The organism is Streptomyces sp. NPDC051921, from assembly GCF_040680975.1.
GTDB lineage: Bacteria > Actinomycetota > Actinomycetes > Streptomycetales > Streptomycetaceae > Streptomyces.
In genome coordinates this window covers 215,070-235,768 of the sequence record NZ_JBFAXU010000010.1, presented here as the reverse complement: position 1 = coordinate 235,768, position 20,699 = coordinate 215,070, and the positions used below count along the sequence as shown (strand labels likewise).

Annotated in this window: 17 protein-coding genes and 1 pseudogene; 10 read left to right on the top strand and 8 right to left on the bottom strand. The window is 71.7% G+C overall.

Annotation, left to right across the window (positions count from 1 at the left end):
- Positions 1 to 108: 108 nt before the first annotated feature.
- Genes AB0M16_RS16280 through mmsB form a run of 4 tightly spaced genes read left to right on the top strand, consistent with a single transcriptional unit; the run spans position 109 to position 4,995 of the window.
- Positions 109 to 1,092, top strand: a complete 984-nt coding sequence (locus tag AB0M16_RS16280; protein ID WP_365343199.1) for a hypothetical protein — start codon at positions 109 to 111, stop codon at positions 1,090 to 1,092.
- 5 nt (positions 1,093 to 1,097) lie between these two features.
- Positions 1,098 to 2,207 (top strand): multiple monosaccharide ABC transporter substrate-binding protein, encoded by a 1,110-nt coding sequence (chvE, locus tag AB0M16_RS16275; protein ID WP_365343197.1) that lies wholly within the window; start codon positions 1,098 to 1,100, stop codon positions 2,205 to 2,207.
- Between the two features lie 15 nt (positions 2,208 to 2,222).
- Entirely contained in the window at positions 2,223 to 3,785 is a 1,563-nt protein-coding gene (mmsA, locus tag AB0M16_RS16270) for a multiple monosaccharide ABC transporter ATP-binding protein (RefSeq protein WP_365343195.1), read from the top strand.
- Complete coding sequence (mmsB, locus tag AB0M16_RS16265; protein WP_365343194.1) at positions 3,775 to 4,995, top strand: multiple monosaccharide ABC transporter permease; 1,221 nt, start codon at positions 3,775 to 3,777, stop codon at positions 4,993 to 4,995. The genes mmsA and mmsB overlap by 11 nt, the downstream gene beginning before the upstream one ends.
- Before the next feature lie 54 nt (positions 4,996 to 5,049).
- Here mmsB and AB0M16_RS16260 read toward each other — a convergent pair whose 3' ends face one another.
- From AB0M16_RS16260 to AB0M16_RS16250, 3 genes are all read right to left on the bottom strand, one after another.
- Positions 5,050 to 5,895, bottom strand: a complete 846-nt coding sequence (locus AB0M16_RS16260; protein WP_365343192.1) for an SMP-30/gluconolactonase/LRE family protein — start codon at positions 5,893 to 5,895, stop codon at positions 5,050 to 5,052.
- Positions 5,892 to 6,665, bottom strand: a complete 774-nt coding sequence (locus AB0M16_RS16255; RefSeq protein ID WP_365343190.1) for an IclR family transcriptional regulator — start codon at positions 6,663 to 6,665, stop codon at positions 5,892 to 5,894. Before AB0M16_RS16255 ends, AB0M16_RS16260 begins: the two co-directional genes overlap by 4 nt.
- Positions 6,666 to 6,945: 280 nt before the next feature.
- Positions 6,946 to 9,108 (bottom strand): glycoside hydrolase family 9 protein, encoded by a 2,163-nt coding sequence (locus AB0M16_RS16250; RefSeq protein WP_365343188.1) that lies wholly within the window; start codon positions 9,106 to 9,108, stop codon positions 6,946 to 6,948.
- 358 nt (positions 9,109 to 9,466) lie between these two features.
- Here AB0M16_RS16250 and AB0M16_RS16245 point away from each other — a divergent pair, with 358 nt between their 5' ends.
- The 4 genes and pseudogenes from AB0M16_RS16245 to AB0M16_RS16230 all read left to right on the top strand — a co-directional run bounded on the left by AB0M16_RS16245 (position 9,467) and on the right by AB0M16_RS16230 (position 13,826).
- On the top strand, positions 9,467 to 10,726 hold the full coding sequence (locus tag AB0M16_RS16245; protein WP_365343236.1) for an SLC13 family permease: 1,260 nt from the start codon (positions 9,467 to 9,469) through the stop codon (positions 10,724 to 10,726).
- A 4-nt stretch (positions 10,727 to 10,730) separates the two neighbouring features.
- The gene (locus AB0M16_RS16240) at positions 10,731 to 11,252 is read left to right on the top strand and encodes a universal stress protein (protein ID WP_365343186.1); all 522 of its coding nucleotides are present in this window, start codon (positions 10,731 to 10,733) and stop codon (positions 11,250 to 11,252) included.
- Positions 11,253 to 11,845: 593 nt separating this feature from the next.
- Positions 11,846 to 13,010, top strand: a pseudogene (locus tag AB0M16_RS16235) (aldose epimerase family protein).
- Between the two features lie 177 nt (positions 13,011 to 13,187).
- Positions 13,188 to 13,826 carry a TetR/AcrR family transcriptional regulator gene (locus AB0M16_RS16230; protein WP_365343184.1) on the top strand — a complete coding sequence of 213 codons (639 nt, stop codon included), beginning with the start codon at positions 13,188 to 13,190 and terminating at the stop codon, positions 13,824 to 13,826.
- Here AB0M16_RS16230 and AB0M16_RS16225 read toward each other — a convergent pair.
- Together AB0M16_RS16225 and AB0M16_RS16220 are read right to left on the bottom strand one after the other, a co-directional pair.
- A complete protein-coding gene (locus tag AB0M16_RS16225; RefSeq protein ID WP_365343182.1) occupies positions 13,811 to 14,326 on the bottom strand; it encodes an ATP-binding protein in 516 nt (171 codons plus the stop codon). The two genes, AB0M16_RS16230 and AB0M16_RS16225, sit on opposite strands and share 16 nt — an antisense overlap.
- Before the next feature lie 240 nt (positions 14,327 to 14,566).
- Positions 14,567 to 15,892, bottom strand: a complete 1,326-nt coding sequence (locus AB0M16_RS16220; RefSeq protein WP_365343234.1) for a M64 family metallopeptidase — start codon at positions 15,890 to 15,892, stop codon at positions 14,567 to 14,569.
- Between the two features lie 161 nt (positions 15,893 to 16,053).
- Here AB0M16_RS16220 and AB0M16_RS16215 point away from each other — a divergent pair, with 161 nt between their 5' ends.
- Positions 16,054 to 17,394 (top strand): helix-turn-helix transcriptional regulator, encoded by a 1,341-nt coding sequence (locus AB0M16_RS16215; RefSeq protein WP_365343180.1) that lies wholly within the window; start codon positions 16,054 to 16,056, stop codon positions 17,392 to 17,394.
- 96 nt (positions 17,395 to 17,490) lie between these two features.
- Here the strand turns inward: AB0M16_RS16215 and AB0M16_RS16210 are convergent, their stop codons facing one another.
- Positions 17,491 to 17,790 (bottom strand): hypothetical protein, encoded by a 300-nt coding sequence (locus AB0M16_RS16210; RefSeq protein ID WP_365343178.1) that lies wholly within the window; start codon positions 17,788 to 17,790, stop codon positions 17,491 to 17,493.
- 545 nt (positions 17,791 to 18,335) lie between these two features.
- Here AB0M16_RS16210 and AB0M16_RS16205 point away from each other — a divergent pair.
- Positions 18,336 to 19,241: a hypothetical protein gene (locus AB0M16_RS16205; protein WP_365343176.1), complete on the top strand. Its 906-nt coding sequence runs from the start codon at positions 18,336 to 18,338 to the stop codon at positions 19,239 to 19,241.
- A gap of 224 nt (positions 19,242 to 19,465) precedes the next feature.
- On the opposite strand, the gene AB0M16_RS16200 is transcribed toward AB0M16_RS16205, so the two are convergent.
- Together AB0M16_RS16200 and AB0M16_RS16195 are read right to left on the bottom strand one after the other, a co-directional pair.
- Positions 19,466 to 19,645 carry a DUF6480 family protein gene (locus AB0M16_RS16200; RefSeq protein WP_365343174.1) on the bottom strand — a complete coding sequence of 60 codons (180 nt, stop codon included), beginning with the start codon at positions 19,643 to 19,645 and terminating at the stop codon, positions 19,466 to 19,468.
- Positions 19,646 to 19,661: 16 nt separating this feature from the next.
- Complete coding sequence (locus AB0M16_RS16195; RefSeq protein WP_365343172.1) at positions 19,662 to 20,396, bottom strand: SDR family oxidoreductase; 735 nt, start codon at positions 20,394 to 20,396, stop codon at positions 19,662 to 19,664.
- Positions 20,397 to 20,699 lie beyond the last annotated feature (303 nt).

Here is a 20,699-nt window from a genome sequence, read left to right as displayed (position 1 = left end):
GGCGCCCCGGCGCCCGGACGGGGCCTCGGCCCGGCACGTGCCGGCGAGGGCCGGCCTGCACCCACCGATCCGAACCATGTCCGAAATCTCGAACGCGAAGGACAGCCTGTGACCGACACTTCCGCCGCGACCGCCCGTCGGCCCGCCGAGCAGGCGCTGGCCGCCCTCGGCCTGGGGGCGCCCGCCCCGGACCCCGCCGACGCCTCGCCGCACACCTTCCCCGGCGGGGGCCGCTGGCGCACCGAGATCCCCTCCTGCGAGAGCCCCGAGGCGCTGGCCGTGGTCCTGGAGGAGGCCGACCGGCTCGACGTGCCGGTGCACCGGATCAGCCAGGGCAGCGGTGTGTGGATGCTGACCGACGCCGAGATCGGCGAGATGGTCGCCGCGACCGACGAACGCGCCATCGAGCTCTGCCTGTTCACCGGCCCGCGCGGCACCTGGGACATCGGCGGCTCCGTGCGCACCGACTCGCGGGGGGCCGGGCTGCGGGCGCGCGGGCACGACGCCGTCGCCGGGTGCGTCGAAGATGCCGTACGCGCCGCGGAGCTGGGCGTGAAGTGCCTGCTCGTGGCCGACGAGGGCGTGCTGTGGACACTGCACCGGGCCCGGACGCGGGGCGTCATCCCGGCCGACATCACGCTCAAGGTGTCCGCGCTGATCGGCCCGGTCAACCCCGCCTCGTACGCGGTGTACGAGCGGCTGGGCGCCGACTCGATCAACGTGCCCAGCGACCTGACGCTCGACCATGTCACCGACATCCGACGGGTTTCCGCCGCTCCCATGGACATGTACATCGAGGCTCCCGACGACCTCGGCGGCTACGTGCGGATGTACGAGGTCGCCGAGCTGATCCGGCGCGGCGCACCGATCTACCTGAAGTTCGGCCTCTCGAAGGCGCCCGGGATCTATCCGTACGGCACCCATCTGCGGACCCTCGCCCTGGACACCGCCCGGGAGCGGGTGCGGCGCGGCCGCCTCGCCCTGGACCTGCTCTCCCGGCACGGCGCGGACGGCGCGATGGCGCCGCTCGGCTCCCGGCTGCCGGGGCTCCTGAATCGCTTCGACCTCAACGACGAGAAGAACGAGGACTGATGACCATGCGTAACCGCAGAGCTGTCGTGACCGGCGCCCTGGCCGTGACCGCCTCCCTCGCGCTCGCCGCCTGCGGGCAGAACGCCGAGGGCGGAGGCAAGGACGCCTCGGGTGGCACCGAGGGTGCCACCATCGGCATCGCGATGCCGACCCAGTCCTCCGAGCGGTGGATCGCCGACGGCAAGAACGTCGTCAAGAACCTCGAGGCGAAGGGGTACAAGACCAAGCTGGTCTTCGGCGAGGACGACCCGGACCAGCAGGTCGCCCAGATCGAGAACCTGATCACGCAGGGCGTGAAGGCCCTCGTCGTCGCCGCGATCGACAACAAGTCCCTGAACAACGTGCTCCAGCAGGCCGCCGACGCGCACATCCCCGTCATCGCCTACGACCGGCTGATCCTCGGCTCGAAGAACGTCGACTACTACGCCTCCTTCGACAACACGAAGGTCGGCGAGCTCCAGGCCACGTACATCGTCGAGAAGCTCGGCCTGAAGGACGGCTCGGAGAAGGGCCCGTTCCGCATCGAGCTGTTCGCCGGCTCCAACGACGACAACAACACCAAGTACTTCTTCAACGGCGCGATGGGCGTGCTGAACCCGTACATCGAGAAGAAGCAGCTGGTGGTCGGTTCCGGCCAGACGGCGCTGAACCAGGTCACCACCCTGCGCTGGGACGGCGGCACCGCGCAGAAGCGGATGGACGACATCCTCACCTCCGCGTACAAGACCGAGCGGGTCGACGCGGTGCTCTCGCCGTACGACGGCATCTCCATCGGCATCCTGTCCGCGCTCAAGTCCGACGACTACGGCTCGAAGGCCAAGCCGCTGCCCGTGGTGACCGGCCAGGACGCCGAGCTCGCCTCGGTGAAGTCGATCGTCGCGGGCGAGCAGACGCAGACCGTCTACAAGGACACCCGGGAGCTCGCGAAGGTCGCCGCGAACATGGTGGACGCGGTGCTGCACGACAAGAAGCCCGAGGTCAACGACGACAAGACCTACGACAACGGCAGCAAGGTCGTACCCGCCTACCTCCTCCAGCCGGTGAGCGTCGACAAGACCAACTACGAGCAGGTGTTGGTCGGCGGCGGCTACTACACCGCCGCGGACCTGAAGTAGCGGGAGGAGGCGACCATGACGGGACCCGTCCTGGAGATGCGTTCGATCGGCAAGGCCTTCCCCGGAGTCCGGGCGCTGTCGGACGTCACGCTGACGGTCCGCCGGGGCGAGGTCCACGCCCTCTGCGGCGAGAACGGCGCCGGCAAGTCGACCCTGATGAAGGTCCTCTCCGGCGTCCACCCGCACGGCAGTTACGAGGGAGAGATCCTCTTCGAGGGGGCTGCCTGCCGCTTCCGGGACATCCGGGCGAGCGAACGCCTCGGCATCGTGATCATCCACCAGGAGCTGGCGCTGGTGCCGTACCTCTCCATCGCCGAGAACATCTTTCTCGGCAACGAACGGGCGGCGCGGGGAATCGTCAGCTGGAACGAGACACTGAAGGAGGCGGCCCGGCTGATGCGCCGGGTCGGCCTCGACGAGCACCCGCAGACCCGGGTCGCCGACATCGGCGTCGGCAAGCAGCAGCTCGTGGAGATCGCCAAGGCGCTGTCGAAGGAGGTGAAGCTGCTCGTCCTGGACGAGCCGACCGCCGCGCTCAACGACGAGGACAGCGCACAACTCCTCAGCTTGATACTGGAGTTGAAGCAGCAAGGCATCACCTCGATCATCATCTCGCACAAGCTGGGCGAGATCCGGCGGGTCGCCGACACGGTGACGATCCTGCGCGACGGCCGGAGCATCGAGACCCTCGACGTCACGGACCCGGCCACCAGCGAGGACCGGATCATCAGCGGCATGATCGGGCGGGACCTCGACCACCGCTTCCCGGACCGCACTCCGTTCGCGGGCGAGCCCGGTACCGCCCCGGCCCTGGAGATCCGCGACTGGACCGTGCTCCACCCGATCGACCGGCAGCGCAGGGTCGTCGACGGGGTCTCGCTGTCGGTCCGGCGCGGCGAGATCGTCGGCATCGCGGGTCTCATGGGCGCGGGCCGCACCGAGCTCGCGATGAGCGTCTTCGGCCGCTCGTACGGGCGGTTCGCGGGCGGCACGGTCCTCAAGGACGGCGTGGCCATCCGCACCCGCAGCGTCCCGGAGGCGGTCGCTCACGGCATCGCGTACGTCACCGAGGACCGCAAGCACTACGGGCTGAACCTCCTCGACACCATAGGGCGGAACATCTCGCTCGGCGCCCTCGGCAGGGTCGCCAGACGGGGCGTGGTCGACGCGCACGAGGAGCGGCGGGTCGCCGAGGAGTTCCGTACCTCCATGAACATCAAGGCGCCCACCGTCTTCGAACCGGTGGGCCGGCTGTCCGGCGGCAACCAGCAGAAGGTCGTCCTCAGCAAGTGGATCTTCGCCGGTCCGGACGTGCTGATCCTGGACGAGCCGACCCGCGGGATCGACGTCGGCGCCAAGTACGAGATCTACACCGTGATCGACCGGCTGGCGGCCGAGGGCAAGGCGGTGATCGTCATCTCCTCCGAACTGCCCGAACTGCTCGGCATGTGCGACCGGATCTACACCATGGCCGCGGGCCGGCTCACCGGCGAGGTGCACCGCTCGGAGGCGACGCAGGACGTGCTGATGCGCCACATGACCAAGGAAGACACGAGGGAGAACGACGATGAGCGCTGACGTCACGGTCGAGAAGCCGGCGTCCCGCCCGGCCGGGGGCACCGCCCGGCCCCTGCTGGACGGCATGCGCCGCAACATGCGCCAGTACGGCATGCTGATCGCCCTCGGTGTCATCGTGGCGCTGTTCGCGGTGTGGACCGGCGGCGACCTGCTGCTGCCGCGCAACGTGTCCAACCTGGTGCTGCAGAACAGCTACATCCTGATCCTCGCGATCGGCATGATGATCGTCATCGTGGCCGGGCACATCGACCTGTCGGTCGGCTCGATCACCGCGTTCGTCGGCGGTGTGGCGGCCGTGCTGATGGTGCAGCACCACCTGCCATGGCCGGTCGCGGCACTGCTCTGCCTGGCGATCGGCGCCGTCGCGGGCGCCGCCCAGGGGCTGCTCATCGCCTACGCAGGGATGCCGTCGTTCATCGTCACGCTCGCCGGGATGCTGGTCTTCCGGGGCCTGACCGAGGTCTTCCTCAAGGGACAGACCCTCGGTCCGTTCCCCGACAGCCTGCAGAAGCTGGCCAACGGCTTCCTGCCTGAGGTCGGCCCCACCACGAACTACCACAATCTGACCCTGGTGCTGGGGGTCGTACTGATCGCCGTGGTGATCCGCCAGGAGGTGCGCGACCGGCGCCGGCAGAGCGCGTACGCGCTCGACGTGCTGCCGGCCGGTCTCTTCGCGGTGAAACTCGCCGCGCTGACCGCCTCGGTCCTGATCTTCACGCTGCTGCTCGCCAGCTACAAGGGCGCGCCCGTGGTGCTGTTGATCCTGGCTGTGCTGCTGGTCGGCTTCGGCTACCTGATGCGCAACGCGGTCATCGGCCGCCACGTGTACGCCATCGGTGGCAACCTGCCCGCGGCGAAGCTGTCCGGTGTACGGGACCGGAAGGTCACCTTCCTGGTCTTCCTCAACATGGGCATGCTGGCGGCGCTCGCGGGACTGGTCTTCGCGGCCCGCTTCAACGCGGCCTCACCCAAGGCCGGGCTGAACTTCGAACTGGAGGCCATCGCCGCCTCGTTCATCGGGGGCGCCTCGATGAGCGGCGGCGTCGGCACGGTGCTCGGCGCCATCATCGGCGGCCTGGTGCTCGGTGTGCTGAACAACGGCATGAACCTCGTCGGCATCGGTACCGACTGGCAGCAGGTCATCAAGGGTCTGGTGCTGCTGGCAGCGGTCGGTTTCGACGTGTGGAACAAGCGGCGGGTCGGCGCGTAGCGGGGCCCGGACGGCGAGGGGCGGCCCGCGGGAGGGCCGCCCCTCGTCCTGTTTTCAGCCCCCGAAGGGGGGTTGGGGCAGACCCCGTCCCGCGCCGGGCACCACGAGCAGGGAGCCGGACAGCGGGTGCGGGCGGTCCAGGCCGGTCCGCGCCGTCGTCACGTACAGGTCGGTGAGGCCCGTCCCGCCGAACGCGCAGGCCGTGGGCCGGCGCACGGGCAGCGGCAGGATCCGGTCGAGAGCCCCGGAAGGCGTGTAGCGGCGCACCGCGCCGCCGTCCCACAGCGCCACCCACACACAGCCGTCGGCGTCGACGGCGAGCCCGTCGGGGAATCCCGCCCCGTCCTCGATCACGGCCAACGGGCGGCGGTTCACCGGGTCCTGGGTCTCGGGATCGACGTCGAAGACGTCGACGCGGCGGGTGGGCGAGTCGATGTGGTACATCCGTCGCCCGTCGGGACTCCAGCCGGTGCCGTTGCTGACGGCGACGTCGCCGAGGACGGCGCGCACCGTGCCGTCCGGCGCCACCCGGGAGAGCGAGCCGCCACCGGATGCCTCGTCGTAGCGCATGGTGCCCACCCACAAGGCCCCGTCGGGGGCGACGGCGGCGTCGTTGCCCCGGCGGCCGGGCACCGGCGCGCGGTGCAGCCACCCGAACGCCCCGTGAGCGTCGTAGACCCCCACGCCGTCGCGGAGGTTGACGACGAGACCGCCCTTCGCGCGCGGCTTGGCCGCGCCCACGTGCTGCTCGGTGGCGAGGACGGTGCGGAGACCGGAGGCAGGGTCGTACGTGTGCACCCGCGAGCCCAGGATGTCGACCCAGACCAGCCGCCCGGAGGCGGGATCCCAGGTGGGCCCCTCGCCGAGCTCCGCGTGCTCCCGTACCGCCACCTCGATCACGCGGGGCTCCGGTGGCCCAGCCGCTCGGAGAGCTCCGCGGCGCCCTTGAGGGCCAGTTCCTCCAGCTCGGCGCGGCGCGCCTCGCTCCAGCGGATCATCGGCACGGAGATCGACAGGGCGGCGACCACCCGGCCGGAGCGGTCCCGCACGGGGGCGGCCACACAGCTGACGTCCGGATTGGACTCGCGGCTCTCCAGGGCGATGCCGCGCCGCCGCACCTCGGCCAGCGCCGCGCGCAGCGCGGCCGGGTCGGTGACGCTGTTCGGGGTCATCGCGACCAGCTCGGCCCCGTCGGGGACACGGTCCGCCAACTCCTTCTCGGGCAGCGAGGCGAGCAGCATCTTCCCGACGGAGGTGCAGTGCGCGGGGAGACGGCGGCCGGCGGCGGAGACCATGCGCACGGCGTGCGTGGAATCCACCTTGGCGATGTAGATGACGTCCGTGTCCTCCAGGATGGCGACGTGCACGGTCTCGTCGCAGGTCTCGGCGACGGCGCGGGCCACCTGCCCGCCCTCGGCGGCGAGGTCGAGCTGCTCGGCGTACCGGCTGCCGAGTTGGTACGGCCGCACGCCGAGCCGGTAGCGCCCGGGCTGCTCCGGCACCGGCATCAGGTACGAGCGGGCGGCCAGCGTGGTCACCAGCTCGTGGACCGTGGTGCGCGGCAGCTGGAGCCGACGCACGATATCGGGGGCCGAGAGCGTTCCGTCCCCGTCGAGGAACAGCTCCAGGATGTCCAGGGCCCGCGCCACGGCCGGTACGAGGCGTCCCATGACTGCCCCTTTCCGTGTGTTCGAGATATCAACAGTCGATCGGTATGGCGAACACAGGCTACTGACAGGGGCCACCCGATGTCAGCAGGTCGTTCGAAACTGCGAGAGGACGCGGAGATCACCTGGACGGGCCGGAGGGCACCCCTCAGTGAGCAGCGGGAGGGAGGGTGCACCCGGGAAGCCGCCCTCGTCGTAGGGGGCTTCGGCGGCCGGCGTCCGGCGGTGGGCGGCGCCGGTCGGGCCCGGGCGAACCGTCCGCCCGGGCCCGGCCGGCCGTTGATCAGACGCAAGCGGTCCCGTCGAGCGCGAAGGCCGTCGGGGAGGGGTTGGTCCCGCCGTGCGTTCCCTGGACCCCGAAGCTCGCGGTCGCACCGGGCGCGATCACCCTGTTCCAGTCGGCGTTGCGGGCGCTGAGGGCGGTGCCGCTCTGGGTGACGGTGGCGTTCCAGGCGCCGGTGACGCGCTGGCCACCCGGGTAGGACCAGGTCAGCTGCCATCCGTCCACGGGCGTCGGCCCCGTGTTCTTGACGGTGAGGGTCGCGGTGAAGCCGTTGCTCCAGACGTCGTTCACCGTGTACGTCACCGCGCAGGCGGCAGTGGGCGGTTCGCCGCCGCCGGATGTCCGCTCGGCGGCGTAGGCGGCGAGCCAGGCCAGCGGGGCGTTCCAGTTGACCGCCACCTCGTTGGTCGAGTACGAGCCGATGTCGTCGACGTAGCAGGCCGCGGGGGCGCAGCCGGCCAGCTTCTCCTCGGCCACGGGGTCCTGGAGCGCGCTGTTGGGGCCGCCCGCGAGCGAACCGGCCGGCGGATGGGGGAGCGAGGGGTCCAGCTGGTGTGCCCAGAAACGGTGGTGCTGGTTCTGCGAGGACGTCTCGCCGTAGCCGGTCACGTAGGACTGCCCGAGGGCGTTGCGGCCGAGCAGGTAGTCCATCGCCTCCAGCGCGCCGATCCGGTAGCGCCCGTCGCCGGTCAGCTCCGCGGCGACGGCCATGACGACCGCGTCGTTGGCGACCTCGCCGTTGGAGCCCCAGAAATACCCGTCCGACGGGACGGGAACCGCGTACCCCTGGGCGGTCATCCTGGCGAGATGGCCGTCGGCGGCCGCCGTCACCGAGGAGCGGACCCGGGCGACGTCGGTGGCCGGCAACCCGTTGGGGACCGTGGCCAGGACGAGCCGGCCGAGCGCGGCCGTGTCCGCCCAGCCGAAGCCGTAGGGGGTGAAGGCCGTGGCGGAGGTGTGCCAGGACGAGGAGGTGACCGCCTCCCGGTAGGCGCTCTCGCCGGTCGTCGCGTACAGCTCGGCGGCCGCCCAGTAGAACTCGTCGGTGACCTGCGCGTCCCCGTACGCGCCTCCGCCCGTACTGTCCGAATCCGGCGCGTACAGTGCCGGGTTCGCCTGCGCCGCGGCCCAGGCACGGCGGGCGGCCGACAGGCATCGGTCGGCGTACGCGGAGTCGTACGGCCGGAAGACGCGGGCGCACTGTGCGGCCGCCGCCGCGAGGTTGAGGGTCGCCGCCGTGGACGGGCGGTGCAGCTCGCGTGGCTGGGCGTCCTGTTCGGGGCGCATCGGCATGCCGGTCCAGGCAGCGTCATGGATCTTGTGGAACGCCATGCCCGCGTACCGCTCGCCCTCGGGCACCTGCATCCGCATCAGGAAGTCCAGCTCCCAGCGGGCCTCGTCCAGGACGTCCGGCACGCCGTTGCCGCGCTCGGGTACGCGCAGGGTGGAGTCGCCCAGCGGAGCGTCCCTTCCCGCTCGCTTCGCCCGCTCGAAGGAGTTGACCACCAGCCAGGTGGAGATGCCGCCGTTCACCACGTACTTGCCGTGGTCACCCGCGTCGTACCAGCCGCCCCTGACGTCCCGGACGCCGTCGCACACGGTGGCCTGGCACGGGACGGCGGTGTCGCCCTTGTTGGGCGCGACGCCGAGGTGTCCGGCCGGGCGAGCGTAGGCGGAGCCCACCAGGGAGGCTTCGACGGGGATGCCGCTGCGCTGGTGGTGGAAGAACGCCATCGAGTCGGAGCGCAGGGTGTCGTAGAGGTCCGCGCGGATGTCGAAGGGGACGCTGCTGCCGCCCTCCACCGCCAGGACGTATCCCGTGCCCGCGCTCCGGTACGAGGAGAAGTCGGCCACGTGGAGGGACTGCCCGGAGGGGGCGTCGGCGCCGTAGGGGACGGTCGAGCCCGCGGCGACCACCGTGCCGGTCGCGTTCCGCAGCTGCCAGGAGAGTGCGCCCGTCGCCGTGGTGACGACGGTGGCGCGCTTGGGGCCGTCCGGCAGATATCCGACCTGGTTGACCCGTACGGCCGTGGTCGCCGCCGCGGGGACGGTGGCGCCCACGGCAGCCGGTGCGGCCATGAGACCGCCGAGGAGGAGGGTCCCTGCGAGCAGGGCGGTGGAGAGGCGTGTCGGACGGCGTAACGCCGGACTGGTGCGTGGCATGAGCGGCTCCTGTGTCGTCGTGGTGGACCAACGGGGAACGGGGCCGGGTGAGCAGGCCCGTCCGCCACAGCGGTCGGACGTGGTCGCCCCGCCGCCGGCGTCCACGCCCTGGTCGACGTGCTCCTTCTCCGGTTCCGACGGGGAGTGGGAGCGCTCCCAAAGGCGACATGCCGAACACCGGTCGGCAGGTCGGGGATCTGGAGCGGAGACTAGTGACGACCTGTACCACCGTCAACGGGCCCCACAGCAGTGACGCGAAGTCGGCTGCCCTGGCCAATTCGCGGGCGGCCGGGTCCGGGGCGGTAGCGTTCGGCGGGATGGTGCGGGCGGCCCGACCGCCGCTACGGAAGGACCGACCCTGAACCCCCAGCTCGCGGAGACCCTGTCCGCAGCCCTGCTCGTCCTCGTGCTCGCCTGTGCGGTCGTCCGCCCCTTCGGGTGGCCGGAGGCGGTCGTGGCCGTCCCGGCCGCGGCACTGGTGGTCGCCACGGGGGCCATCTCCTTCGACGACGCGCTGGCCGAGGCGGAACGGCTCGGACCGGTGATCGGCTTCCTGGCGGCCGTACTGGTGCTGGCTCACCTCTGCGACGACGAGGGCCTGTTCCAGTCGTGCGGGGCGTGGATGGCGCGTACGGCAGCGGGCCGGCCACGCCGTCTGCTGGCCCAGGTGTTCCTGGCCGCGTCGGCGATCACGGCCGTGCTGAGCCTGGACGCCACGGTGGTGCTGCTCACCCCGGTGGTGTTCGCGACCGCCGCCCGTATCGGCGCACGTCCGAAACCCCACGTCTACGCCTGCACCCACCTGTCGAACACGGCCTCCCTGCTGCTGCCCGTCTCCAACCTCACCAACCTGTTGGCCTTCGCGGCCAGCGGGCTGAGCTTCACCCGGTTCGCCGCACTGATGGCCCTGCCGTGGGCGGCGGCGATCGGCGTCGAGTACCTGGTCTTCCGGCGCTTCTTCGCCACCGACCTGGACGCCGGAGCGCAGGCCCCCTCGGAGGCCGAGCCCCCGCAGCTGCCGCTGTTCGCCCTCGTGACCGTGGGATGCACCCTCGCCGGCTTCGTGCTGACCTCCGTGGTCGGCATCGACCCGGCGTGGGCCGCCCTGGCAGGCGCGCTGGCCCTCGCCGTCCGGGCCCTGATCCGGCGCCGCACCACTCCCCGGGCGCTGGTCCGCGCTGCCTCCGTACCCTTCCTCGCCTTCGTACTGGCCCTCGGGATCGTCGTCCTGGCGGTGGTGGACAACGGTCTCGACGACGCGTTGGGGCACTTGATCCCCGAGGGCACCGGCCTGCCGGCGCTGCTCGCCCTCGCCGCTCTGGCCGCCGTCCTCGCGAACGTCATCAACAACCTGCCCGCCGTCCTGGTGCTGCTGCCGCTGACCGCCCCGTCGGGACCCGGAGCCGTTCTCGCCGTCCTGCTCGGGGTCAACATCGGCCCCAACCTCACCTACGCCGGGTCGCTGGCCACCCTGCTGTGGCGGCGCATCGTCCACGCACACGACGGTGAGGTGGAGCTGAAGGAGTTCACCCGCCTCGGCGTGTACGCGGTACCGGCGAGCCTCCTCGCCGCAGTCCTGGCACTGTGGCTCTCGCTGACCGTCATCGGAGGAGGCTGACCCCATGGCCGTGGTCGTCTGGATCGTCGAGGGCACCTGGCGCGCCTGCGTGGACGCCGCCCGCGCCCACACCCCGGCGGACGCCGACGTGGTCCTGCTGCACGTCACCCCCGCCGACGTACCCGGCGCGGCACACGGCGCCTTCGCCGGCCTGCTCGGCCGCGGCCACCCTTCGGGGGACCGCCCGGCCGAAGGCTGGGGGAGGGACCCCGGCACGCGCGTGGAACACCTCGCCGCCGCCTCCGGGGGGCAACTGCTCCAGGACGCCGCCGACCGCATGGGCCGCCCCTGCGTCCGTACCGAGCGCACCGGGCGCGTCGAGCGCGAGGTCGTCGCCGCGGCCGAGGGGTGCGACCTGTTGATCCTGGCCCGTGACGGCGACCGCACCCATCTCGGTCCGCACAGCCTCGGCCCCGCCGCACGCTTCGTCCTCGACCACGCCCCCTGCCCCGTACTGCTCGTCTGGCCCGAGCCGCCGCCGGGGCTCCCCGCAACGCCGCACCCGCCGGCTCGCCGCACCCCCTGACGGGCGACGAAGACCCCGGGCGCGGAGGCGGGTTCGATCCCCGGGCGCGGAGGCGGGTTCGATCCCCGGGCGCGGAGGCGGGTTCGATCCCCGGGCGCGGCCCGTGGAGCCGTCCGGAGCGTCGAGCGGGTTCACCGGCGCACGGGAACTCCGGCCGGCTGCCGTCCCGAGGTCGCCGGCTGCGGAGCGGATCGCTGAAGCACCTCCGCCCCGCCGCCCCGGGCGGCGGGGCCGGCGGGTCAGCCGCAGGCCTGAGGGAGGACCCCGAAGTCGGCATGCAGGCGCCGACCGTGGTCCACCTGCCGCACCGGGCCGGTCAGGTCCACCCGGGCCGTCAGCCGCGGATCCGTGCTGGACGCGCTGAACCTCAGTTCCAGCTCTCCCGGTTCGACGATGCGAGTCCCCGGCCATGCGAAACGCGTCGGCGCGCGTCAGAGGGCGGCACCATCTCCCGCGCATTCCCCATGAGTTGACCCGGCAAATACACGACGCGCGGACCGTTGACACGTTCCTCGCGGGGACCTTACGGTCGCGCCACGATTTCGAACGCGTGTCGAAATATCGAACGCTCTACGTCAAGGAGTCCCATCGACATGACCATCAACAGGCGGACGGCGATGGCGGCGGGCGCTGCCGGAGTGGCGGCAGTGGCGGCGGGGGCGGCCCCGTCATTCGCCGCGGGCGGCGCGGAAAGGCTGGGCGGGGGGCCGCTGAAGGAGCTGTTCGGAACCCTGCCCGACGGCACACCCGTCCACCGCTGGACGGTGGCCGCGGGAGGCACCCGGCTGCGCGTGCTCTCGTACGGCGGCATCGTCCAGGCCCTTGAGATCCCCGACCGGCGCGGGCGGTACGCCAACGTGTCGCTGGGCTTCGACAACCTCGAGGACTACGTGGCGGGCAGCCCCTACTTCGGCGCGATCATCGGCCGCTACGGCAACCGCATCGCGGGCGGGGCCTTCACCCTCGACGGCCGTACGTACCGGCTCCCCGTCAACGACGACGAACAGCCTGCACGGCGGGGACAAGGGCTTCGACAAGCGGGTGTGGGACGTCGAGCCGTACGCGCGGGGACGGGACAACGGCCTCACCCTGCGCTACGTCAGCGCGGACGGCGAGATGGGCTACCCCGGCACCCTCCGCATCCGGGTGGACTACGTCCTCACGCCCCGCGGCGACTTCCGCATCGACTACAAGGCCACGACGGACAGGGCCACCGTCGTGAACCTCACCAACCACACGTACTTCAACCTCGCGGGGGAGGGCAGCGGCAGCGTCCTCGACCACACCCTGAGGATCGCCGCGTCCCGCTACACCCCGGTGGACTCCACGCTCATCCCGACCGGCGCACTCGCCGGGGTCGCGCACACCCCCTTCGACTTCCGCAGTGGCAAGCCCATCGGCCGGGACATCCGCGAGGCGCACCCGCAGGTCGTCTTCGGCCGCGGCTACGACCACAACTTCGTGCTCGACAAGGGGCTCACCGCCACCCCGCACCCCGTCGCGACCGTTACGGAGCCCGTCCACGGCCGCGTGATGGAGATCGCGACCACCGAGCCGGGCATGCAGTTCTACAGCGGCAACTTCCTCGACGCCACGCTGGCGGGGTCCTCCGGGAAGGTCTACCGCCAGGGAGACGGCTTCTGCCTGGAGACCCAGCACTTCCCCGACTCGCCCAACCAGCCGTCGTTCCCGTCGACGGTGCTCCGCCCGGGACAGACCTACCGCTCGACGACGGTGCACTCGTTCTCCGCGCGCTGATCGGGGGCACCGTTGACGACGGGATCCGCGAGTCGCTGCGGTCCGTCCGCCGCTCGGGCCTTGGGTGCCACCGCAACGGGTCGGCTCGCAGCTGTGCTCCGCCGCGCAGATCGGGGCTCACCGGGGTGCGCGGGCCGACTCGGCCTGCCGCGGGGCTTCCGTGGCTAGAGTGCCCGCGTGAGTACACGCGGGTCCCGGGGGCCATACACCAAGACCGCCGCCAGGCGACGGGAGATCCTCGACGCCGCCCTCGCGGCCTACGCCGAAGCCGGCAGCCGAGGGGTCTCGGTGCGGGACATCGCCCAGCGGGTGGGGATGACCGACGCGGGGGTGCTGCACCACTTCGGCAGCCGTGAGGCGTTGCTCACCGCAGTCGTCGAAGCGCGCGACACCGCCGCCTCCGCGGCGTACACCCCGGAGACCGTGCTGTGGCGGACCGAGCTGCTCGCCGAGAACGCCGCCACGCCCGGCCTGGTCAAACTGTTCCTGGACATCGCGGCCGCGGCCGCGGACCCGGACCATCCCGGGCACACGTTCTTCACCGAGCGCTACCGGGGGCTACGGCGGCAGATCGCGGCCCTGCTGCTCGCCGGTCCGCCCGCGGGGACGGAGGACGCCGGCCCCCAGTCCGCGTCGGACGCGGACTGGGCCGCCCGGATCCTGCTCGCCGCGACGGACGGCATCCAGCTCCAGTGGCTGCTGGAGCCGTCCATCGACATGGCGGGCGACATCGGGCGGTTGCGCGACGTGTTGCTCGACGCCCTGCGCGACGACGGTGGTGCGGGGCCGGGCCCCGCACCTCAGCCGGAGGAGTAGTCGGCGCCGGAGACGTCGGCGCCCGAAGGGAGCGTCACGGCCACGCGTGTGCCGCGTGCCGTGGGGACGACCGCGCAGTCCGTGGTGTAGGCACGGACCAGGTCGATGCCGCGGCCGCAGCACGCGCCGACGCCGTCGCCGGGGAGGCGGGTGCGCCGGGTGCGCCACCGGCCGCTGTCGTGGACCTGGACCGTGACCGTCCGGTCGGTGGCCGTGAGGAGCACGGCGACGTCCGGGCTGCCGCTGTGCCGGACCACATTGGCGACGAGTTCGGTGACGACGACGGCCAGGGCCTCGTCGGTCTGGTCGCCCAGGTTCCATCGGCGGGCCGTGTCCCGGGCGAAGCGCCGGAGTGAAGGGACCGCCTCGGTGGTCGCGGCCATGACGGACACGGCCCGCCGGGTGCCGTCGAGGCCCCGGCCGGGCTGGTGGGGGAGGGCGTTCGGGGAGATGCCGGGTGCGCTGGTCCGCACGGCTGCGGGGGAGGCGGGGACGGGCATGTGGGGGACTCCTTGCGCCTGTGGGGAGGGGCGCGGTCGACGGCTCGAAACCGTCCATGAAGCCACCGTAAGTCCCAAAACTTTGGATGTCTAGGTTTTTGCCTGCCGGGTCTCCGGCCGTGGAACTCCATGGTCGGAGACCCGGCGACGGGACCAGAGGTGGTGGCGAGGCGTGGAGTCACCTTCCCCGACGGCGTCCTCGGGCCGGCCACGCACCGTGACGCAGGCCGGCCGGAACCGTCAGAACCGGACCGTCCAGCTGACCGTGGGCCTCATCGTCCGGGCGATGGCGTCGTCCCGCACCGAAGGTGTCCGGTCCTCGGCGGTGAGCGTCAGCGTGTGAGTCCGGAGGTCGAGCAGCCGCAGGGCCAGTTCGGACACGCGCACGTCGGTGCGGCCCGCGAGGGACTTCATCTCCCGCCCGTCCAGGTACCAGCGGACCGTGAGCTGACGTCCGTCCGCCCCCGCGAGCCGCGGTACGAGGGCCTTGGCGGTGTCGCCCCTGCGGAGGGTGCGATCGGTGGCCGTGACGGCGGAGGCGATGCGCGCCTCGCGGTAGAAGCCGGCGATCATCGCCTCCACTCCGGGCAGATTGAAGGGCTTGCCGAGGGTGCGCATCAGGGAGTTCTCGGTGGGGCGCCGCAGCCCGGTGACGTAGTAGCCGCCGCCCTCGTACGCGCCGACGGTGCCGCCGTCGGGAGACTGCTCACCGAGCCAGCGGTGCCACTTCGCACCCCGGTCGGCCAGCTCGTCGGCGGTGCGCGTGGTGATGTTGGAGTCGGCGGGCTCAGGGCCCACGTACCGCTCGTAGCCGGGGTAGTCGGGGTAGAAGTACTCGTCGGCGAGCTTGCCCAGGGAGTGGCCGGTCTCGTGGATCGCGACCTGGCCGGACTTCTCGTTGCCCGCCGAGGCCGTGGATATGCCCTCGTAGCCCAGCGTCTCGCTGGGCTCGTTGTAGCCCGCACCGCCGTACTTGGTGCTGTTGGCGAGGACGAGCACCAGATCGGCCTCGGGGGCCTTCGCCACGTACCCGTCGACTTTGTCCTGGTCGACGCAGAGCAGCCGCTCGATGCCGTCGCACCAGAAGTACGAGCCGAGAGCCGTGTCGCGGAGGGTGTCGGGGGCGGGGTCGCCGGAGACGCCGGACTGGTTCGAGACGGCGTCGACGGTCCAGACGTTGAAGAGGTTGCGGTAGGTGGTGTACGGCTCGACGGCCGTCAGCTCGGCCCATTTCTGCTGGGCGTCGGCGTGGAAGCGGGGCAGTTCGGCGACGGTGTAGCCGTCTCCGACGACGACGATGTCCAGCCGGTCGGCGGTGGGGCCGTTGTCGACCATCTTCGCCACCTCGCCGTCGGCGACCGCCTCGGTCGCCGTTAGGCGCGAGGCCGGCTGGTTCCGGCCCTCCGGCGGCACGTGCGTGTGGCCGGATCCGGCGAGCGTCCCGTGCTCCGGCCCGGGTATCTCGACCTCGACTCCGGTGGTGGGGGGTGTCGTCGGGTCCGCGGCGGCGCTGCCGGGTGCGGCGGCGAGTACGGCCGCGAGGGCGACGGCCACTCCGGCCGTCATGGCTCCGCGTCGTGCTGAACGCATGAAATCAGCCCCTTGTCAGGCGAGTTAAGCGCGTCAGTAAATCTGCTGAACAAGTCGCTTAACCTAGGGGGAAGTCGAGGGGTGCGCAATGCCTGCCGCGTCTGGATACTGGGCAGTTCACGAACCAGGGGGTCCCCATGGACGATCCGGCCACGATCGGCCACCGAGTACAGCGGCTGCGCACTCAACGCGGGTTGACACAAAGACAGTTGGCCGAGCCTTCGTACACCCCCGCATACGTCTCGACGCTGGAGTCGGGCAAGGTCAGGCCCTCGGAGACCGCGCTCCGCTTCCTCGCGGAGCGGCTCGGTACGTCGTACGAGGAACTGGCCACCGGCCGGCCCGCGCACCTCGCCACCGAGCTGCGGCTCGCTCTCACCGACGCCCACCAGCAGCTGGCCGGCGGGACGGCGGACGAGGCCGCCGTGCGCTACCGCCGGCTCCTCACGGACGCGGAGCACCTCGGACTCGTTCCCGAGCAGGCCGAGGCGCTGCTCGGGCTCGGCGACTGTGCCCTGGAGACCGGTGAACTGGGCGACGCGGGCCACCACTTCCAGGCCGCCGAGCGACTGCTCGCCGAGGAACCGCTGCCCCGCCGCGCCCGCGCGATCCGAGGCCGTGCCGTCGCACACCTCCTGGCCGGGGAGCTGCGCTACGCCTGCTACCTCCTCGAATCCACCATCGACGAGCTCGGTGCGAGCGGCCTGGCGGACCCCGAGGCGCTGGTCATCCTGTACGCCGCCGTGATCGGCCCGTACATCGACATGGGTGCACACGCCCGTGCCGCGCACGCCGCCGAGCTCGCCCTGGCGCTGGCTCCGCAGGTCGACGATCCGGCGCTGGTGGCGGGCATGCACCGGCAGGTGGCTCGCACCTTCCTCGCCGAGGGGCGCACGGCCGACGCCGACGCCTCCCTGGCCAAGGCGCAGGCGATCTACCAGCAGCTCAGCCTGCGCACCGATCTCGCGCACTGCCACTGGATGCGCGGCTACGTGCAGGCGCAGAAGGGTGAACTGGAGGAAGCTGAAAAGGAGTTGCGCCTCGCCCGGGACATGCTGAACGCCAGGCGCGCGGCGCTGTTCACCGCGCAGGTGGAGGTGGAGCTGGCCGATGTCCTCCGGCGGCTCGGACGGCACGGCGAGGCGTCGGATCTGCTCTCTGCATTTCTCGAGCTGGGCGACCGGCACGGCGCGGTGCACGCGGGGGGTGCGCACAGGCTGCTCGGGCTGATCGCCGAGGAGCGGGGGGACAGCGAGACCGCCGAGGAGCACTACGTCATGGCGCTCGGACTGCTGGAGCGCAGCGGCGCGAGCGGCGACCTTGCCGATCTGTGCCGTCTGCTCGGCGACCTTCTGCGCCGCGGCGGCCGCACCGAGGCCGCCCTGGACGCGTACCGCACGGGGCTGGGCCATCGGTCGACCCCTGGCACGACGACACTGGGACCGGCTCCGACGGCACCGGCGTTCCCGCGGCACTGAACGAGCGTCCGACAGCGCACTCCCAGCATGGTCGAGAGCACCGCTGACGAACGGAGGTCAGGGGCCAAGTCCTGTGACGTCTTCGTCCTGGCGGGGTCACACAGGCAGCCAGTCCGGCCACCACGGCGGGACATTGTCCGGAGAGCAGGCGCTGACCCCGACCGGATAGTCGGCGGGAGCATTCAGCGTCGCCATGAGCACCCAGTAGACGCACAGCGTGGGGAGCACGGCCACCCCGGCGGCGAGCAGCAGGTTCCTTCCGCCGAGCACCCCGAACACGATGGACCAGATCAGCGCGACGACGACCCAGACGGCGAAGAAGACGGGAATCAGGGACCAGAAATTCGCCGATGCGTTGACTCCTATTTCGCACTCGTCCCAAGCTCTCGCGAGCATCGCCATCCCGCCGTAGCCGGCTACAGCCCCGATGACGGGGCCAAGTACGCAACCGACGAGGCGGCGAGCAGCCTGCGCATCTCCGGACAACTTCCGATTCTCCCGTTCCGAACGCCGCTCGCCGGGCGCACCACCGCGTGGGGCACCCGGCTCGATTCCGAGTGGTTGGGACTACGGCCACCTGCCGAGCGACGGCTGATTGCTCCGACACTGCAGGTCGGGATGGTAGCTGAGGTGACCGGTGACGCCTCGGGCGCCGGTCTGGAGCTCCGGGAACGCCGTATCGGCGCCGCACTTGTCGTCGAGGCGTGCCGTTGCCCGTGCAGGGGAAACCGCCGGCTGCCGGTGCGCACCCTGCAGGGATGCGGTCCGGGATAGGGCACGATGGCCCGATGAACGCACAACAGGGAAGCACGGCTGAGGAATCCATCGGGGAGATCGCCCGGCGACTCGTCGGGGCAGACACAGGCGGCTGGACGCCGGAGGGTGTGAGGGCCCTCGCGGCTGAGCTGGGATGGGCTTGGGGCGGCACGTCGGACGCTCCCGTGCTGATCACCGGTCGGTCCTCGGGCCATGCCCGCCTGCGCCCGGTCGGCGACTACGAGAAGCGTTACGTCGACGGCGAGTCGTACGTGGAGCTCGCGGTCCCGGTGACGGTTCCCGCGCCGGACGCCGCAGCGCAGGCGGCCGCCTTCCGCGCGGCGAAGGAGGAGGTCACCGCCGCACTGGGCGAGCCGTCCATCATGGGCTCGCACGGTGACATGGGCCCGTTCTACGACAGCGAGCCGCTCTGGGGCGCTCCCTTCCTGCGCTGGCGCGGCAGGCCGGACACGCTCGAACTGCGCGCCGGGAAGTCGGGTCCGGAGCTGGTCCTGCAGCCCACCGACCCCGCGGAGAACTGGTTCTGGCGTCAAGGTGTCGGGGAGGAGCATTCGATCAGCGGCTTCTTCGGCAGCAACCGTGATCAGGCCAACGTCGGCCTCGGTTTCCCGGGCGGTTGGACCGCCCGTAGCTGGGAGACCGTCACCCGGTCGCTGGGAGACTTCCTGGGAGCGCTGCCTGCCGAGACCACTGCGCTGGGGGTGCGCATCGCGATGCCGTTCTACGGGCGCAACGGCCACAGTGCGCCCCTTCTTTTCGACGTGGTGTGCGGCGACCGGCTCTCGATCGCCTGCTTCGCCCCGGACGACGTCGATCCCGCCGCACTCGGCTGGGGGACGGTCGCCGAATTCCCGCACACCGCCTCGGTCTTCGGCGACGACGATCCGGTCTGGCGGGTGGACGCGGGCGGCCCCGGCGAACCGAAGGGCCGCGCACTTGCCGAGATGCTCGTGGCCACGGCCAGGGCGGCGGGCGCGAGCGATCCCACCGACCTGGTCATCGGCGGCGAGGCGAGCTACGTGGACGGCTACCACGTCACCTTCTACGGGCTGGGCCTGCCGACCGGCTGACCGCCTCCCTCGCGCGCACCGCCGCGGCGGTGCGCGCCCTGGTCCCCGGCGCTCGCCCGGACCGGGGCACGGGCGCCCGCCGGGGCAGGCCCAGGCCAGGCGACTTTCTGTCTCTCGGTGTCGGCTCCTCGAACTGATGGAGCACCGGACGCTCGACGGACACATCCAAGAGCTCGTCTACCGGCCCACTGCGCATGCCTGAAACGCCGGAGAGCCGGCTGGGTCTACCAGCCCACGATGCGTAGGAGGAAGAAGGCGGCCACCGCCACGGCTCCGACGGCGATGAGGCCGAGAATGGCCCAGGGGTGCTCCCACAGCCCCCCGTCAGGGCGTTCCTGATGGGCCGATGCTGTCGATCCCTCTGCCTCCGGTGTCTCTTCCGGCGGCACCTTGGGTGTGGACATGATTCCTCCGTAGCTCTCAGGCGGCTGAAGCTCCCGGCGATGGGGCGGTCGCCTGCTGTGGCCCGACCGGTGCCCGTCGTGGTTCCCGATCCTCCAGGTGCCCCAGGAGCTGGTCCAGGAGCGCGTACACGTGCGTGCAGGGATCTGCGCCCGGTCGAAGGGGTGGTGGACTTCCCACGACGGCTCGGGAGGCGAACCCGGTGTCCAGGTGCGGGAAGCGGGCGTCGACCACGGCGATACGACGTCGGCGGACCTCCCGCGTCAGGACACGGAGCCAACAGGCCAGGGCAGCCTTCGACGCCGCGTAGTCGGCGGTCCCCGTGAGCGGGGCGTTGACGATCGCCCCGGTCACGGCTGCCAAGAAGCCGCCGTCGCGGACCACGGGCACGGATCCCCTCAGCACGGCCATCGGGCACAGGGCATTGACGGTCATGAGGTGCTCGGCGACAGCGTTCGGGACCTGGGCGGCCGTCCCGAAGCCCGCGACCCCGACGGTGACGAGGACGCCGTCGAGGCGGCCCAGCTCGGAGAGGGCCCACGGGCCGGCCTCTGCGCAGGCATCCAGGTCGTAGGCGTCCAGGAGTCGGGCCGGGCAGCCCGTCCGCGCCGCCAGGTCGCGAAGGCTCCTCTCGTTCCGGCCCGCCAGCGCGACGCGGGCGCCGCGACGCACGAGCTCCAGGACCGCCAACCGGCCTATCTCCCCCGTCGCGCCGACCACCAGCACCGGTGCGGCCCTGTCAGCGGTGGTCATCTCGGCCCCCGGAGGCCTGAGCGCAGCAGACCGCACAGCGCTCCGAACCCGCAGATGCCGCTGAGGCGGCGGTCCAGGGGCAATTCGTCTCGCAGGCGCATGGGGCCCTCCCAGAGGATCGCATCCGTCTGTCCCGAGGTGACCAGCGTGACCGACGCCGACCCGTGTGTACATTCGCAGTGATTCTGCATCGAATACTCTGCTGTGGCTTCGCCCGGCCCCTGGCTGCCGGTCACCTGAGGTACTCGGCAGCCTTCCGTACGATGGTCGCCGCCGAAGCGGAGCGCGCGGGAGCCGGGGCAC